The sequence below is a fragment of the Sphingopyxis sp. H053 genome (genome assembly GCF_001468225.1).
In the GTDB taxonomy this organism is placed as follows: Bacteria; Pseudomonadota; Alphaproteobacteria; order Sphingomonadales; family Sphingomonadaceae; genus Sphingopyxis.
Genome location: NZ_LNRU01000007.1, coordinates 372,509 through 387,558 on the forward strand (window position 1 = coordinate 372,509; position 15,050 = coordinate 387,558).

The window sequence follows — 15,050 nt, forward strand, 5'->3', positions numbered from 1 at the left end:
CTCGTGGCCAAGAGTTGTCGCAATACAGATTGGGCCCGTATGCCAGATCCTTGACCAGCTTCTTATCGAGCAGATTGTTGCCGCGAATGTTCGGCGATCTTGCACCGGGAGAAAGGTTGAAGAGACAATCCTCCGGTTCGACAAGCTGATCAGACCAGGGATTTCAACCGGTCGATACCTGTTGCCTGCCGAACGATCCGGGACGCGAGCGCATTTCCGTTCGCGGCGTTGGTGAAGACGACGATCGCCCGCCCACTCCGCGCATCACCGACGCCCAGGGTCTTGAAGATCCCGTAATTGCTGCCGCTGTGCTGGAACAGCTGGCCTGATGAGGATTGCTCGAGTTCCCAACCCAGCCCTCGCGAAATGTCGCGCCCGCGCACTTCGAGCTGCGGCGTGAGCATCGCTCGCCGGGCCGCGTCGCTAATCTCCCAATCCGCTCGCCCCGGCCGATCCATCATGAGAACCATGAACTTCGCATAGTCAGACGCGGTCATCAGGAGCCCTCCCGCCGAATTGACCAGAAGGTCGTGTGTCGATGGCGGCGTCTTTGGATCTGTCTCTCGCATCGCTGCGACCGAATCCTCATAGGTCCAGGACGCGATCGGCTTGCGCCACTTCGAAGCGACCCGGAGCAGCCGGTCGCCCAGCTCGCGCGTGGGCTGGGAAGGAAGCTTCTGCTCGCCTTCCGGAGGTTCGGAATGGCCGAAGACCACCGACCTTGCGATCGCCTCGTCCCAGCCGAAGCTGCTGTGGGACATTCCCGCAGGGCCGAACAGCTTCGCCTGCATCACGCTGCCGAGGCCCATTCCCATAATCGTCTCGACGACCAGCTGGAGCCAGATGAAAGCTTCGCCGGAATAGGTGTAGCGCGATCCGGGCGCGCTGCTCGTGACGAGCGGCTCGGAAGCCCAGTTGGGCAGGCCCGTCGAATGCGCCAGCACCTGCCGGGCCGTGATAAGCTCAAGATTCGGGTCGATACCCAAATTCGCCGGCCGGCGATACCGGGCGAGCGGCTTGTCGAGGTCGAGGCGTTTTTCGTCGGCCAGCCGCATCACGACATAGGCGAAGACCGGCTTGGTCATCGACGCGGCTTCGAACAGCGTATCCTCCCGCACCGGGTCGCGGGTGAGGACATTTTTTACCCCGAAGCTTCTGCTCCAGGCCAGCCTCCCGCGGTCAACGACCGCGATGGCGACGCCGGGCACCCCGGCGATGCGCATGAGGTGCGGAAGTTCCTGCACCAGTGTCTCGGACGGAATCCATGCGGCATTGTCGTCTGCGTGATGGGTTCCCGCACGGGCGCGAACGGACACCGGGCCGCTTGCGATCAGCGCCGCAGATCCAACGAGTAGGGCTCGCCGGCCGAGCATCGTTTCGGAAGTCCTCATACGGCGGTCGATCCATCATGCGGCAGGTTACTGATGGCTTTTGGCTGGCTGGATTTGCGACCAAAACCGATAGGCCCCAACACGGCCTATCGGTTGGTCCGGAGGCAATTCAGAGCGGCGACCCTCCGAGCTTGTAGGTCAGCTGCAGGAAGACGCTGCGGCCGACGCTGTCGAACCAGCTGGTGTTGTAATAGGGGTAGCTTGTCCAGGTCGGATCCTTCACCGGGTTCTTGTCGAACACGTTCCGCACCGTCAGCGACCCGCGCATATGATCGGTGAAATCATATTGCAGCGTCGCGTTGAACAGGTAGCTCGCCTTGATATAGGCATCCTCATCATAGTTCGGCAGTTTTCCGAGACGCGTGCCCGAGAAGGTGAACTGCGCGCCGTCCGACGCCCAGGTGATGCTGCCGTTCGACTTGTCACGCGGCAGGTAATAGCCGCTGTCCGCCGCCAGCTTGTCGATCACAGGATCGCCCGGATATTGCTGGAAGCTGTGCTTGAACACATGGCTGTGCGCGAGCGACAGCGTGAAATCGCCAAAGCTGGTAGGCAGCGTGCCGCGGAAGGCGACGTCGATCCCGCTCGTCTTTTCGCGCGCGATGTTGATCGGGTTGACGCGGATCGACGAGATTTCGCCGATCGACGGCCCGGTGGTGAAACGGCTGACGCGCGATATCGCATCCTGACAGGTCGGCGAATTGATATCGACCGCGGTTCCCGCCTGCGTCCGCCCCAGCCGGCAATCGGCCTCGTCGCGCGCGATCTGGTTGACGCTGAGGTCGTCGACCTGATTGTCGAGCGTGACGCGGAAATAGTCGACCGAGATATGAAGGCGGCGCGACGGCGAGAAAACGGCGCCAGCGGTGAGCGTCCGCCCGGTTTCGGACTTGAGATCTCGGTTGCCGTTGCGGTTCACGACGATGCCGGTCCCCGAATAGCTGCAATCGCTGATGTCCTCATAATCCTCGCTGGGATCGGAACGGCAGAGATAATAATCGTCAACGCTGCTTTCGACGTTACCCGGGCCGGTGAAGACATAGTGGAGATCGGGCGCGCGGAAGGCGGTGCCATAGGCGGCGCGGAACAACAGGCTTTCGGTCGGGCGCACTTCGAGCCCGCCATTGTAAGTGAACTTGCCGGTGTTGCCCCCGCCGAAGCGGAAATGATCATAGCGTCCGGCGCCGGTTACGGTCACGAAATCGAGCACCGGCACGCGAAGCTCGCCGCCGATCGCGGCGTGGCTGCGCTTGCCTTTGCCGTCGCTGTCTTTCCAGCTGTAATAATAGTCGGTGAGCGCGAGCGGGTCGGGATTGAGGTCGTAACCCTGCTTGCCATATTCGGCGACCGCGGCGAAGCCGACCGGACCCGCGGGCAGCTGGAACAGCTCGCCGTTGGTGATCGTCGCCTGCAGATTGCTCGTCCAGCTGACGGGCTTGTAGACCGTGTCGGCCGAGATGCTTTCATACTCGGCGCGCGTCAGCGGCGTGTAGAAGCGCGTCGGATCGGCGTCGAAGATCGGGTTGCCGTCGCCGTCGACGCCGAGCTGCGGACCGAGATAGAGGTCGTTCGCCTTGCTGGCGATGATCTGCGGCCAGCGCACGATCGACTTGTAGCGGCTGTAGTTGAACGACAGCTCGTAATTCCAGGCATTGCCGAAATTGCCGCGGATGCCGGGCGTGATGCTGTAGGTCGTCTGCTTGCTGCGCTGCATTTCCAGCCCGCCGGTTTCTTCGGGCGTGAACTGGCGCGTCCATTCGTCGAGCGAATCGACGGCCGGATTGATGTTATAGAAGCTGTTGTTCGAGCTGCTCGACGAACCTTCGAAGCTCCAGCTCGTCACATCGTACATCAGGCGGACCTTGCTGATCCCGAACTGGAAATCGGTGAACAGCTTGGCATTATCCGACAGCTCGTACGACATAGTGCCGAAGCTGTTGAAACCCTTGCGGCCCGAAATGATCGTGCCGTAACCGATCGAGGTCTTGCTGCCGCAATAGAAGCCCGGTCCATAGTCATCGAGCGCGTCGTCGAAATAGCCCCAGTTGGGGCGCGAGGCATAGATGATCGATCCGCCGTTGAGGTTCGACAGTGCGGCGCAGGTGTCGGCGCCCGGATCGATATAGACTTCGTCTTCCATGTTCCGGCGGAGGAAGGTACGCCGCGGCAGGCCGCCGCCCGGCTCGTCGTCGGTGCTGTCCTGGATCTTGCGCTGATACGCCCAGAGCGGGCGTTGATCGAGATATTCGATCCCGCCAGCGATATTGAAACGGTCGGTCGACCAGCCGCCGGTCGCGGTGAAACGGTGCGACAGCCCGCCGCCGTGCTGGGTACGGCCGTGGCGATAGTCGAGCGTGATGCCGTCGAGCTTTTCCTTCATCTTGAAGTTGACGACGCCCGCGATCGCGTCGGACCCGTAAATCGCCGAGCCCGCGCCGCTCAATATTTCGACCTTGTCGATCAGGCTGACGGGGATGTTCGAGATGTCGGTGAAGTTGCTGCGGCCGATATAGGGCAGCGGGAAGTCGGCGATCCGGCGGCCGTTGATCAGCACGAGCGTGTGGTTGGGGCCGAGGCCGCGAAGGTCGACCTGCTGCGCGCCGGGGGTGAAATCGGCGCTGCTGCCCGACTGCGGGCTTTGCGTTTCGCCGCTGTTCTGCGTCATCGCGGCAAGCAGTTCGGGGACGCTGGTATAGCCGTTGGCGCGGATCGTGTCGGAATCGATCGTCGTGACCGGCGACGGCCCCTGATCCTTGATCGTCGGGATGCGCGATCCGGTGACGATGATTTCCTGCGCATCGCCTTCGGGGGCGTCCTGTGCGAGCGCCGGCACGGCCAGTGCGGGCATGCAAACGCCCAGCCCGAGGACAATCCGAAACGCCCGCTTCCCGAAATTGGTCATCTATCAAACCCCCTGTTTTGTCCCGGCCCGAATCAAACCCATTCGCCCACCACCGGATATTTCACTCACTCGACCAGAAAGCGTCGATAATTTCAATCACTATGACAAAATTGGAAATCATATTGTCTTTTGAGGTCATCATTATGTACGCTGCCTTTTTCACCGGGGTCGCGAGAAGGAAGACGGATGCTGCGTTCGATCATGCGGGGATTTGGGCTGCTGCTTGCCGCGCTGGGGCTTTCGCTCGCGCCCGTTGCGGCGAAAGAAGCGAAAGATAAGCCCCACGAGCATTACGTCTTCGGCAAATTGAATACGCCGACGCCGGGACCGGTATCGGGCGGGATGCTGTTGATGGGCGGCGGCGACCGCAACATCGACGCGATGAAATGGTTTTTCGGCAAGGCCGGGAACGGCCATATCGTCGTGATCAGCGCATCCTATGGCAAGGAAATCGGCGAGGAATTCTTCCGCGATATCGGCGGTATCCAGTCGACCGAAATCTTCGTTTTCCATGGCCGGTCGCAGGCGACGAACAGAAAGATCCTCGACCGGCTGAAAAAGGCCGACGGCATCTTCATCGCGGGCGGCGATCAGGCGCGCTATGTGCGATACTGGCGCGGCACCCCGGTGGCCGACATCCTCAACGCGCATGTCGCGGCGGGCAAGCCGCTCGCGGGCACCAGCGCCGGCCTCGCGATCCAGGGCGAGAAGCTCTACGGCGCGATGGACGACGGCAGCATCAAGAGCCCCGAGGCACTCGCCGACCCGTTCGGTCCGGCGAACACGATCGAGGGCGACTTCCTCCACTTCGCGCTGCTCAAGGGCATCGTCACAGACACGCATTTCAAGGAACGCGAGCGGCTCGGACGGCTGTTCGCTTTTGTCGCCAAGGCGCAGACCGGGCGCCCCGCCGACCAGCCTGCGATGCTCGGCCTCGGCGTCGATGAAAGCGCGGCGCTCGCGGTCGAACCCGACGGCCGCGCGCGCATCTATGCGACCGAACCCGACGGCTATGCGTGGGTCGTCGACGGAGCGGGGCTCCGCGGCCTCGCGCAGCGCGGCCCGCTCGACGCGCCACGCGTCAAGGTGACGGGCGTCGGCCCCGGTTCGGTGCTCCACCTGCCGTCGGGGCAAGTCGACGCGCCTGTTTTCGTGCGTAACTATGCCGCCCGCGCGGGCGATATCGTCGAGGTGCCGCGCTGGTCGCTCGCGATCCATGGCGGCGCGGGGGTGATCGAGCGCAAGACGCTCTCGCCGGAAAAGGAAAGGGCCTATCGCGCCGGGCTCGACGAAGCGCTGCGCACGGGCAGCGCGGTGCTCGACAAGGGCGGCGCGGCGCTCGATGCCGTCGCCGCGGCGGTGCGTGTGCTCGAGGATAATCCGCTGTTCAACGCCGGGCGCGGCGCGGTGTTCACCGCCGAGGGAAAGAACGAACTCGACGCCGCGATCATGGACGGCAAGACGCTCAAGGCCGGCGCGGTCGCGGGGGTGACGCGCACGCGCCACCCGATCGATCTTGCGCGCGCGGTGATGGACAAGAGCCCGCACGTCATGCTCGCGCGCGACGGCGCCGACCGCTTCGCGATTGAACGCGGGCTCGAACAGGTCGACCCGAGCTGGTTTCGCACCGAGGAACGCTGGCAGGGGCTGCTGCGCTGGCGCGAAAAGCAGGTGTCGGCGGTCGACCCGACGCATCTGTTCGGCACCGTCGGCGCGGTCGCGCTCGACGCCGACGGCAATCTGGCGGCCGCGACCTCGACCGGCGGGATGACGGGTAAGCGCTGGGGCCGCATCGGCGATTCGCCGATCATCGGCGCGGGCACCTATGCCAAGAACGGGCAATGCGCGGTGTCGGCGACCGGATCGGGCGAGTATTTCATTCGCGAAAGTGCCGCGCGGCAAGTCTGCGACCGCGTCGCGTGGAAGGGCGAGAGCCTGAAGGACGCCGCGCAAGGCGCGATCATGGCGGTCGGCGCGATCGGCGGCGACGGCGGGCTGATCGCGATGGGGCCCGACGGCCGCCCCGCCTTTGCCATCAACGACCTCGGCATGTATCGTGGGCGGATGAGCGCCGGGGGGACTCCACAAATTGCGATCTTCGCCGACGAGAAGTTGGCCGATTGATGCCGCACTCGGGCGTCAATCTCGACGAGATCGACGAACGCCTGCTCACCTTGCTGCGCGACGATGCGCGGCAGACGATCGCGCAGCTTGCCAAGGGGCTCGGCATTTCGCGCGGTGCGATCTATTCGCGGCTTGCGCGGCTGGAGGAAGAAAAGGTCGTTGCCGGCTATACGGTGCGGCTGGGCAACGCCTTCGCCGCGAGCCGCGTGCGCGCGCATATGATGATCAAGACGCTGCCGCGCTTTCACCGCGAGGTCGAGCAGGCGCTCGCCGGCTTTTCGCTGGTACAGGCGATCCATGCGATCAGCGGCGAATATGACATCATCGCGATGCTCGAGGCCGAGGATGGCGCGCAGCTCAACGAATTGATCGACGACATCGGCCTCCTCGACGGTGTCGAACGCACGACGACGTCGGTGATTTTGGCCACTAAAATCGAACGATAAGCGGTCTATTTATGCCAAGCCGCTAGTAAGGAAAGGCGTTGCCCGTTCGCGCTCGGTCATTTGCCGCCAGATTGTGATCAGCGACTGAAGCGGGTTGAAAGGCTAAATTCGCGTCAAAAATATAGTATGGAGAGCCTGGGGCGTCAGCTGCATTTTGTAGCCGTCCGCCGGTAGCGGAAATACCAGACTTCATGTGACAAGTCAATCATGCTATTGAAATAGAATGACTTTTAACAGAATTTTGACCTCCAAAAATTGGCCAGCAATCACCCAGCAATCACCGTTTTCAGGAGCGAAAAAACCTCGTGGCCACGCGCAAATCTGCTCTTCGATCGGACCTTTCCAAGACCAATCTTGACGACTCTCTGATGGCGAAGGTCACCGGTTCAAATCCTGTAGGTTGCCTCTCATATCCTCCCTCAGTTAACCTCTCCAAGGTCGCGACAAGTACCGTGCCGTGGGTAAGAATCTGGTGCCTCTCATCAGAAAATTGGATCAGTTCAGGCTAGCACCGCCGGACAGGATCAGACGATCTAGCGATCGCCGGTATCGCAGCGCGCAACCCCGCTGGCGCAGCTTTGGACGGCATACTCCAATTAGATCCATTTTCGGTCGCAGTTTTGGTTGCTGATTGCGGTCGATCTGTTGGAAATAGGCGCGCGCCCGTACAGTCAACTGGGCGAGTGACCGGGTTCCGCCACGTATGTCCAGGCAATTGCTAAAGGTGGTGGTACGTGCTCCAGACGCGCGTTTCCTTTGCTCGGTCACTTTTTCGCGATGCAACGCCTAGAATAATAATTGGATTATTAAATAGTAGCGCTCTGACGCGAGGCATACTTTTCAACTGCGACTCATCTTGGTCGCAACCTTGAAAAGGAACGTGACATGAAAACGCATGACGACATCATCGATCTCGGCGCCGCCCAGGACGAAACCCTCGGCGCGCTGCCGTCGGGCCAGCAGGACGTACAGCCCGGGGACAAGTTTATCCTCGGCGGCATCAGCGCCGACGATTGACTGACGCGTGGCGTGCAGTCCTCGCACTGCACGCCACCGCTCCGTCGCGCGCTTCCATGATGAATGTCATCACTTCAGCTGCCACGCATTGGTGCAGAGTCGGCGGCACCTTCGTCTTTCTGGACTTGTCCCGCGATCGCTATTTCATGCTTGAGCAAAGTGCGGCTGATCGCTTTTCCCGGATTGTCGCCGGAGCGCAAGAGGAGGGTGACAATGATTGGCTTGCCGCACGCGGCTTGCACCATCTGGCGCCGCCGGTCGATCAATCTAGTTCCGAAAGGATCGCTCCGACCAGCAGTGTTCTCGAGGAGCCAAATCTCGAAAGGGCTTCGGCGGTTGAGACAGCCCGTTCGGTATGGGTCCTGGCCCTAGCTCAGCGGCATGTTCGGAAACTCGCTCTAATGGAAATTCTGCCTAATCTTTTGCACGGCGTGCCAGTAGCTCCGCACGTTCAACGGTCGGATGCACGCCAGGTAGCCGCGGCGTTTAAGCGAGCGCGTCACTATTTTTCCGGCATGGATGAATGCCTCAGCCGCGGCGTTGCAATGCGCCGTGTGCTGGCCGGAAAGGGGTGCGAGGCCCGGCTGGTGATCGGCGTAACTTTGCCATTCGCCGCGCATTGCTGGGTGCAGCTGGGCTCGGCGGTATTGACCGATCCGCTCGATGTGGTGACCCCCTACACACCGATATTGGTCGCCTGATGCCGGGGTACTTTCGCATCGAGATTTCCGAGGCGTCGGGACAGGCTGATCGTGACAATGGCGAAGCGGACCCACCCGCCTTATCGCTTCCAGGCGCTCGGCTCTGGTGCGATCGACAGCCGCTTGCCCTGGGTGGGCATGGATATCTGATCGGCCACCTGTTCGAGCGAGGCGAAATGAGCCGCCGCGTGTTGGATCTGCATGAAACGGCGGTAACCAGAATGGCGGCGTCTAGCGGCCGGTCGCTCGTGTCCGACTATTGGGGCGGCTATGTGTCCATCTTGGCGCGGCCCGGTGGAGGTCTCGCGATATTTCGCGACCCGTCCGGGTTGTTGCCCGTCTATTACCGCGCCGATGGGGCGGGCGTCACAGCGTCGAGCGACGCTGCCGATCTCGGCAGACGTGGCGGCGTCGATTATCCGGCAGTTGCGCGGTTTCTGGCTAATGGAGGCGCGCCTAGCCGAGAAACCTGCCTCGAAGGTGTCCAGGTACTGCTTCCAGGGGAATGTCTGATCATTACTTCGGGATCGCGTCGTCTGGAAAGCTGGTGGTCACCGTGGGATTGGACGCAGGTCCCCCACAAGCGGTTCGAGGTGGCCGCCCGTAAGCTTCGCGCCGTGGCGCTCGACTGTATCGAAAGCTGGGCGTCCTGCTTTGATTCCATATTGACCGGCGTATCTGGCGGCCTCGATTCCTCGATTGTCGCCGGCGCCGCATCTCGCCGCGCCGCCGCGCTTCATTGCCTGACGATGATCGAAGACGATGCGATTGGCGATGAGCGCCGCTATGCTTCCATTCTCGCCAAGGCGATTGGCGTTCCCTTGCTTGAAGCCCACTATGACCTCGGCAAGGTTGAGATTGATCGCGCCGTGGCGCCGCACCACCCTTGGCCGCACGCGCCATTCTACATGCAGGCAATCGCGTCGGCTCATGAAGAGCTCCGCCGCGAGCATCAAATCGATGCCTTCTTCTCGGGCAATGGCGGGGACAATATCTTCTGTGCGATCCGCAGCGCCTCGCCGTTCGTCGATCGTTTCATGGCGCAGGGACCGCGTCACGGGCTTTTCGACACCCTGCGCGATTTGAGCGATCTGACGGGAGCCAGCGGTGCGACCATCTTGCGGCACGCCTGGGATCGCTATCGTGACTGCAGCCGGCCCGTAAAACTTCATCGCGACACTTCCGGGCTTTCTTCCGCCGCGATCGCCGAGCTGGATGTGCCGAGGCCGCCCCATCCATGGATGGAAGCGCCCGAAGGCACGCCGCCCGGCAAGGCGGCGCATGTCAGGCTGCTGGCGCGCGCGCATCGCAGCATCGAGCTGTATCCCCGCCGCTCCCATCCGCAGCATGTCGCGCCGCTCCTGTCGCAACCAATCGTCGAAACATGCCTGTCAATCCCGACATGGCAGTGGATCGAGGGCGGCAGGGATCGCGCCGTCGCTCGGGCGGCATTCAAATCCATCGTCCCTGTGCAATTATTGCGCCGCACGTCCAAGGGCGGGCCGGGCGGCTTCATGCAGCGCATATTCCAGGCGAACGCGGAACATGCCGGCGACCTGCTGCGCACTGGCCTGCTGGCGCGGGCCGGTCTGCTCGACCTCAGGACCTTGGAAGGAGCCTCGCAGCCGACGGTGGCGGGCTTCGAAAAGGCGCAGCGCATCCTCGCACTTTGCGCGGCGGAAAGCTGGGTTCGTTGGTGGACGGATGTTCGCGCGTCATAAGGCTATCGCCGCTCGGCGCCTCGCGTCTGCACACACCTTGTTTTCCATTGCGCCGCCATTTTCGCCCAGCGGTCGAATGCGCCTCTGTCATCCAGATCCCGGTCGCGCCGATCGCGAAGCCAGAAGTCGAACCACGCCAGATTCTCTTGCATCGCGCGCAGCCGATTGGAGGGGATGTGAAACAGATGGGTCTCATCGGTGGCGGTGGTCTCGCCAGGATAGAGACTGATCTGCGCAGGAACCTTTGCTTCGCGCAGCGCGGCGTAGAAATCGATCGCTCCCGCAAAGGGAGAAGCCATTTGCTGAAGGACCGGAGCACACGCCCTATCGGCACGGAGCGAGGGCGACAGCTGGCGATAGGCGTCGAGGTAACGACCTGAAGGTGGGCCGCCGAAGACGGCGTGATACCCGTCTTTCGGATCTGAATAGGATGCGGGTTCAAGATAATTCCCGTCCCCGCTGGAAGCAGCGCGAAACATCTCCGATTGGGTCATCGCGACATTCACCATCTGCGATCCCCGACTGTACCCGGCAATGCCAATGCGGTCGGGATCGACAATGCCTTCGCTTGCCAACTCGGCGATCGCGTCTTCAAAACTATAGACGCCGTTGATCCAGATCAGCTCGCGCAGCTTTTCGGGACCGAGTGTGCCTGGGCCGCCCGACCATATCATATAGGCGTGCCAAAGCTCAGCCTGCTGCCGAGCCGAGGGGTCGTTCATGAGAATGACGACATATCCGCGCTCGGCGAACAGCTGAGCGGGGTAGTTCCATTGCAGATCGACGTTCGCGAAGCGCTCGTCCGCATCGCTGCCATGAGTGATGATGATCGCCGGGTAGCGACTGCTTGTCTGGTAATTGCGAGGCCAGACGATGAATCCGGTCGATCGGTAGCCGAGCCGGTTTGTCCATTGATGCGGCGTGACGCGCAACGGTGCGATCGAATCATGAGCAGCGGAGAGCGGAGCGATGGCCTGCACGCGCCCGTCTTTCGGTTCGACACGGACGAACCGTGGCGCCTGGTTCAGCCCTTCCTCGACGCAAATGCCCCACGCGAGATCCTCGCGAAAGTCGCAGGCCGTCAAGCTGCCGGGGCGGATCAGCGACGTTGCGTGCCGACCGGTAAGCAAAACCAACCCGTACCGTGGATGCGAGGTCGTTCGCACCCCCAGCAGCGCGCTTAGCCCATCCCCCGAGAGCCAATTTCCTGCCGAACGCGGGTCGCCGATGTAATAGGGCTGGCGACCATAGTGAGTTTTTCGGCCATCGGTGTGCGTCTCCGTGAGGGCAAGCGTCCTGCCGAAACCCTCGCTTGCAAGAGTTCCGCCATTCGGGCCGCGCACCAGACCGATCGCCGGAAAACCCGAACTTTCCTGAATGGGCCGGCTGGCGTTGGTGACAAAGCTCCAGGAAAAGGTCCCGATGCCGTCGGCCCGCTCCGCATCGGATTGCTCTAACTGGTAGCGCGGCCCTTCGTCGGTCCATTCGACATGGCCGCCATAATAGAAAGCAAGCCGGTCGCCCGATGGCCGCGATGCGACCAGCCAGTCTTCGCCCGTCGCCGACCGTATGCGCAGTTCTACGATCGCCCGGACCGGCGCGCGACGCCGATTGCGCTGGCTAACCACCGCGTCGTCGATGGCAACATTGGCCGGTTCCGAACTTGGCTTTAGCGTGGCGTACCAAAGCCATTGTCCGTCGGGAGACCAGTCGTGATATAAAATCCCGATCCGGCGCGGCGCACCGCTTCGCACGGCGAACAGCGCGCCTTCGGTCTGGCCGACGGTAACCTTCGCATCGCGCACCAGCAGCGGTTTGATCGTCCCTTCGGCGTCGAGCGCATAGAGCTGAAGCTCGTCGCCCCGATCTAGCAGTAGGCTCCAGCCCGTGCCGTTCGGCAACGGTCGAAGCTGCTCTGCGCTCGCCGCGCGCAGAATCTCGCGCGAGGCGCGCGAGCGCAGGTCAAACAGATGAAGAATTGAGACGGTCTCATTCTTTTGGAGATCCGCTCGCCGTTCGAGATAGGCGAGCGACTTGCCGTCGCTCGCCAAGCTCAATTCGAACTCCGCCGGGACGGTCACCACATCTTCGAGCGTCCAGCGCCGACCTTCCTCCGCGACGGCCGTCCCGCTGTTAGCGAGACCGACCAACAGAAGAAGCGGCCATAGGCGGATGCTACCAGTCATGCCGAACCGTGACGCTCAGGAAGCGGCCAATTGCTGACCCGTTCGTCGTGTCAAACGGAGCATCGAAAGGCGAGGTGGTGAAGATCGGCTCCGGCTTGCTGTTGAAGACATTCTGTGCGCTCAGCGCAACTTCCGTGCCTGCGCCGAGCCGCAATCGGCCGGTCAGGTCAAGCGTTGTCGATCCGCTAAGTTTGATGGCTGCCGGACGACGATTGTCCGTGACGCTCGCGCTGTGATTGAGAAAGGCCGCGAGCGAGAAGGCCTTGTCGCTCAGCGTGAGCCCGCCGCGCGCCCGAAAATGCGGCGGGCGGAAGATTGTTCCCGCGAGGTCGGTCACCGGCAGGCCGGGAAGCAATTGCTGACTGCTGTCGAGCCAGGTGGCTCCGGCGTTCAGGCTCAGCTGCCGGTCGCTGCCAAGCTGGGCATCATATCGTACCGCGATGTCGACGCCGCGATATTTCTGCCGCGCGATATTGCGGTCGCGAGCATCGAGGAAGGCGACGACGCGCGCCGGGTCGTAGGGAGACCCCGTAATGTTCTGGAGCCCGCCATCGGCACCGGCGAAGATGGTGTCGAGCAGGGCCGGCGCAGGATTTAAGGTAACGAGATCAGCAAAGATCGGATTGTTCAGAACCCCGGCGCCCGAGGCGAGCGGCGGCGCAACGCGATCCTTATAGTCGATCCGAAAATAGCTTGCCGAAACCTCAAGACCATGGAGCGGTTTCACGGTCGCGCTGAAGGTCCAGTTTTCGGAGCGTTCAGGCTCGAGCTGGTCGTTCGGCCCGAGAGCATAAGCGACGGTCGAACCAGCGGGAAATCCCTGGCCGAAGCCGCCGACCGGCACGAGCAGCGCAACATAGCCGGAATATTGTTGATAGAGCGTCGGAAGTTTGAAGGATTTGCCCCATGACACCCCCAGCCGGACCTGCTCGACCGGATCATAGACGAAGCTCAGCTTCGGGGTGACGATGTCGCCGGAGTCCGAATAATCCTCATAGCGCAGCGCCCCGGTCAGCGAAGCGCGGTGCGCAAAGGCCAGATCCTGATCGGGGTCCGCGATCGGCAGTAAAAGCTCGCCATAGGCGAAATGATTGCGGCGCGAGCGTGAAAAGCTGCGGGTTCCGATTTCGGATTTGAAACGGTTGGTGCGATAGCCGCCGCCAAAGGCCAGTCGCGCGGGGCCCGCGGGGAGCTCGAACAGCGACCCCTCCAGTCCCGCCTCCACCGCGATATTCCGGTTGAAGAAGTGCCGCGCGGTGGCAGTGCTCGGCGCGCCGCCGCTGAAGTTCTGGCTGATGCCATCGGTCGTGTCGGTGCCGAAAAACGCGCCCGCTTTCAGCTTCCAATTGGCCGACAGTGCGGCCGACAGCGTCGGTGCGACGCCAAATGTTTCGAACTTGGTGCGCGCCTCAAGCCCTGAGTTTCGGAGCGGCTGAGCGACCGTGAAACCGGTCGCCGACTCCATCCTTCCGCGCTTGTAAATAAGATCGGCAGCCAGGGTGACGCCGCCGCCAAGCGACTGGTGACCGCTCAGCAGAACCGCGTGTCGGCGAAGGGCAGGGAAGAGCGTCGAATCGGGGTTGTTGGCGAAGGCATAGCTGCGATCTTTCGCCCGGATCGCGGTACCGTGCGAATAATCATAGGCCGCGATGATGCCGCCGTCCGACCAGCGCGATCCGCCGAGAAGATTATATTGGTGCTGGAAATTGCCGCCGTCGGTCGAAAGGCCGAGCCGGGCGCTGGTCGATACGCCCTTATAGTCGCGCTTGAGAAGAATATTGACGACCCCGGCGACCGCGTCGGCGCCGTAGATGGCCGATGCCCCATCGGCCACGACCTCAACGCGGTCGACCGCCGCGATGGGAATGGCGCTGACGTCGATCACCGAATTGACGCTGCTGTAGGCAAAGCGATTGCCGTTGATCAGCGTCAGTGTCGCATTGGGACCGATACCGCGCAGGTTGAAAGTCGATGCGCCATTGGCGTTCACGTTTTCATTCGCGGCGCCTTGCGAATTTCCGATCCCGGGATTCTGGCCGCCGCCGAAATTCTGCGGCAAGCTGCGCGCCACCTCGCCAAGATCGGCATGGCCGGAGTTGCGGATGTCTTCCGAGGTCACCCGGATCACAGGGGTTGCCGTGGGCGCGCCCGTGATCCGTGACCCCGTCACGACAATCGGCTCGGCCTCGGTCGCGGCGGCATTTTCGGCGGAGGCGAGTCTGGAAATGACCACCGAGCCGACCTCGAACCTTGCGGTGAGCCCGCTACCTTTGAGGAGCGCCTCGATTGCTTCGCGGCTCGTCAGCTCGCCTTTCAACGGCGGCGCAGTCTTTCCATCAAGATCGCGCGACGATGCGTAGAGCTCGATGTCGGCAATCGTGGCAGCGCTGCGCAGCGCGTCGTCGAGATCCTGCGCGGGCATATCGTAGGGCTGGCGCTGTTGCTGCATGGCCAGCGCAACCGTAGGTGAAAAACAGGTGGCACTGCCGACCAGCAGCGCGACCAGCGAACGGGACTTCTTCAACATTATCACTCCCCCATTTCCTCGGCCGTGCTTCAGGC

General features: G+C 62.4%; 9 protein-coding genes. 5 read left to right on the top strand and 4 right to left on the bottom strand.

Annotated elements, in window-relative coordinates; genetic code table 11:
• Positions 1-149 precede the first annotated feature (149 nt).
• Together ATE70_RS16225 and ATE70_RS16230 are read right to left on the bottom strand one after the other, a co-directional pair.
• Positions 150-1,316: a serine hydrolase domain-containing protein gene (locus tag ATE70_RS16225; RefSeq protein ID WP_197411476.1), complete on the bottom strand. Its 1,167-nt coding sequence runs from the start codon at positions 1,314-1,316 to the stop codon at positions 150-152.
• Positions 1,317-1,500: 184 nt separating this feature from the next.
• The gene (locus tag ATE70_RS16230; RefSeq protein ID WP_058538903.1) at positions 1,501-4,293 is read right to left on the bottom strand and encodes a TonB-dependent receptor plug domain-containing protein; all 2,793 of its coding nucleotides are present in this window, start codon (positions 4,291-4,293) and stop codon (positions 1,501-1,503) included.
• 186 nt (positions 4,294-4,479) lie between these two features.
• Here ATE70_RS16230 and ATE70_RS24350 point away from each other — a divergent pair, with 186 nt between their 5' ends.
• The 5 genes from ATE70_RS24350 (at position 4,480) to ATE70_RS24360 (ending at position 10,302) form a co-directional block, all read left to right on the top strand.
• A complete protein-coding gene (locus tag ATE70_RS24350) occupies positions 4,480-6,417 on the top strand; it encodes an isoaspartyl peptidase/L-asparaginase (RefSeq protein WP_197411477.1) in 1,938 nt (645 codons plus the stop codon).
• Positions 6,417-6,863, top strand: a complete 447-nt coding sequence (locus tag ATE70_RS16240) for an Lrp/AsnC family transcriptional regulator (RefSeq protein WP_058538904.1) — start codon at positions 6,417-6,419, stop codon at positions 6,861-6,863. Before ATE70_RS24350 ends, ATE70_RS16240 begins: the two co-directional genes overlap by 1 nt.
• Positions 6,864-7,748: 885 nt before the next feature.
• On the top strand, positions 7,749-7,880 hold the full coding sequence (locus ATE70_RS25685) for a hypothetical protein (RefSeq protein ID WP_257545256.1): 132 nt from the start codon (positions 7,749-7,751) through the stop codon (positions 7,878-7,880).
• 56 nt (positions 7,881-7,936) lie between these two features.
• Positions 7,937-8,581, top strand: a complete 645-nt coding sequence (locus tag ATE70_RS24355; RefSeq protein ID WP_082656048.1) for a lasso peptide biosynthesis B2 protein — start codon at positions 7,937-7,939, stop codon at positions 8,579-8,581.
• A gap of 176 nt (positions 8,582-8,757) precedes the next feature.
• Positions 8,758-10,302, top strand: a complete 1,545-nt coding sequence (locus ATE70_RS24360) for an asparagine synthase-related protein (protein ID WP_167919483.1) — start codon at positions 8,758-8,760, stop codon at positions 10,300-10,302.
• Positions 10,303-10,304: 2 nt separating this feature from the next.
• Here ATE70_RS24360 and ATE70_RS16260 read toward each other — a convergent pair whose 3' ends face one another.
• Together ATE70_RS16260 and ATE70_RS16265 are read right to left on the bottom strand one after the other, a co-directional pair.
• Entirely contained in the window at positions 10,305-12,488 is a 2,184-nt protein-coding gene (locus tag ATE70_RS16260; RefSeq protein ID WP_052182327.1) for a prolyl oligopeptidase family serine peptidase, read from the bottom strand.
• Complete coding sequence (locus ATE70_RS16265; RefSeq protein WP_052182326.1) at positions 12,478-15,015, bottom strand: TonB-dependent receptor; 2,538 nt, start codon at positions 15,013-15,015, stop codon at positions 12,478-12,480. Before ATE70_RS16265 ends, ATE70_RS16260 begins: the two co-directional genes overlap by 11 nt.
• Positions 15,016-15,050: the final 35 nt, after the last annotated feature.

Bases quoted from the DNA above. Each gene is read 5' to 3' on its own strand.
- ATE70_RS16230 (WP_058538903.1), bottom strand. From the start codon at position 4,293: ATGACCAATTTCGGGAAGCGGGCGTTTCGGATTGTCCTCGGGCTGGGC.
- ATE70_RS24350 (WP_197411477.1), top strand. From the start codon at position 4,480: ATGCTGCGTTCGATCATGCGGGGATTTGGGCTGCTGCTTGCCGCGCTG.
- ATE70_RS16240 (WP_058538904.1), top strand. From the start codon at position 6,417: ATGCCGCACTCGGGCGTCAATCTCGACGAGATCGACGAACGCCTGCTC.
- ATE70_RS25685 (WP_257545256.1), top strand. From the start codon at position 7,749: ATGAAAACGCATGACGACATCATCGATCTCGGCGCCGCCCAGGACGAA.
- ATE70_RS24355 (WP_082656048.1), top strand. From the start codon at position 7,937: ATGATGAATGTCATCACTTCAGCTGCCACGCATTGGTGCAGAGTCGGC.
- ATE70_RS24360 (WP_167919483.1), top strand. From the start codon at position 8,758: ATGAGCCGCCGCGTGTTGGATCTGCATGAAACGGCGGTAACCAGAATG.
- ATE70_RS16260 (WP_052182327.1), bottom strand. From the start codon at position 12,488: ATGACTGGTAGCATCCGCCTATGGCCGCTTCTTCTGTTGGTCGGTCTC.
- ATE70_RS16265 (WP_052182326.1), bottom strand. From the start codon at position 15,015: ATGTTGAAGAAGTCCCGTTCGCTGGTCGCGCTGCTGGTCGGCAGTGCC.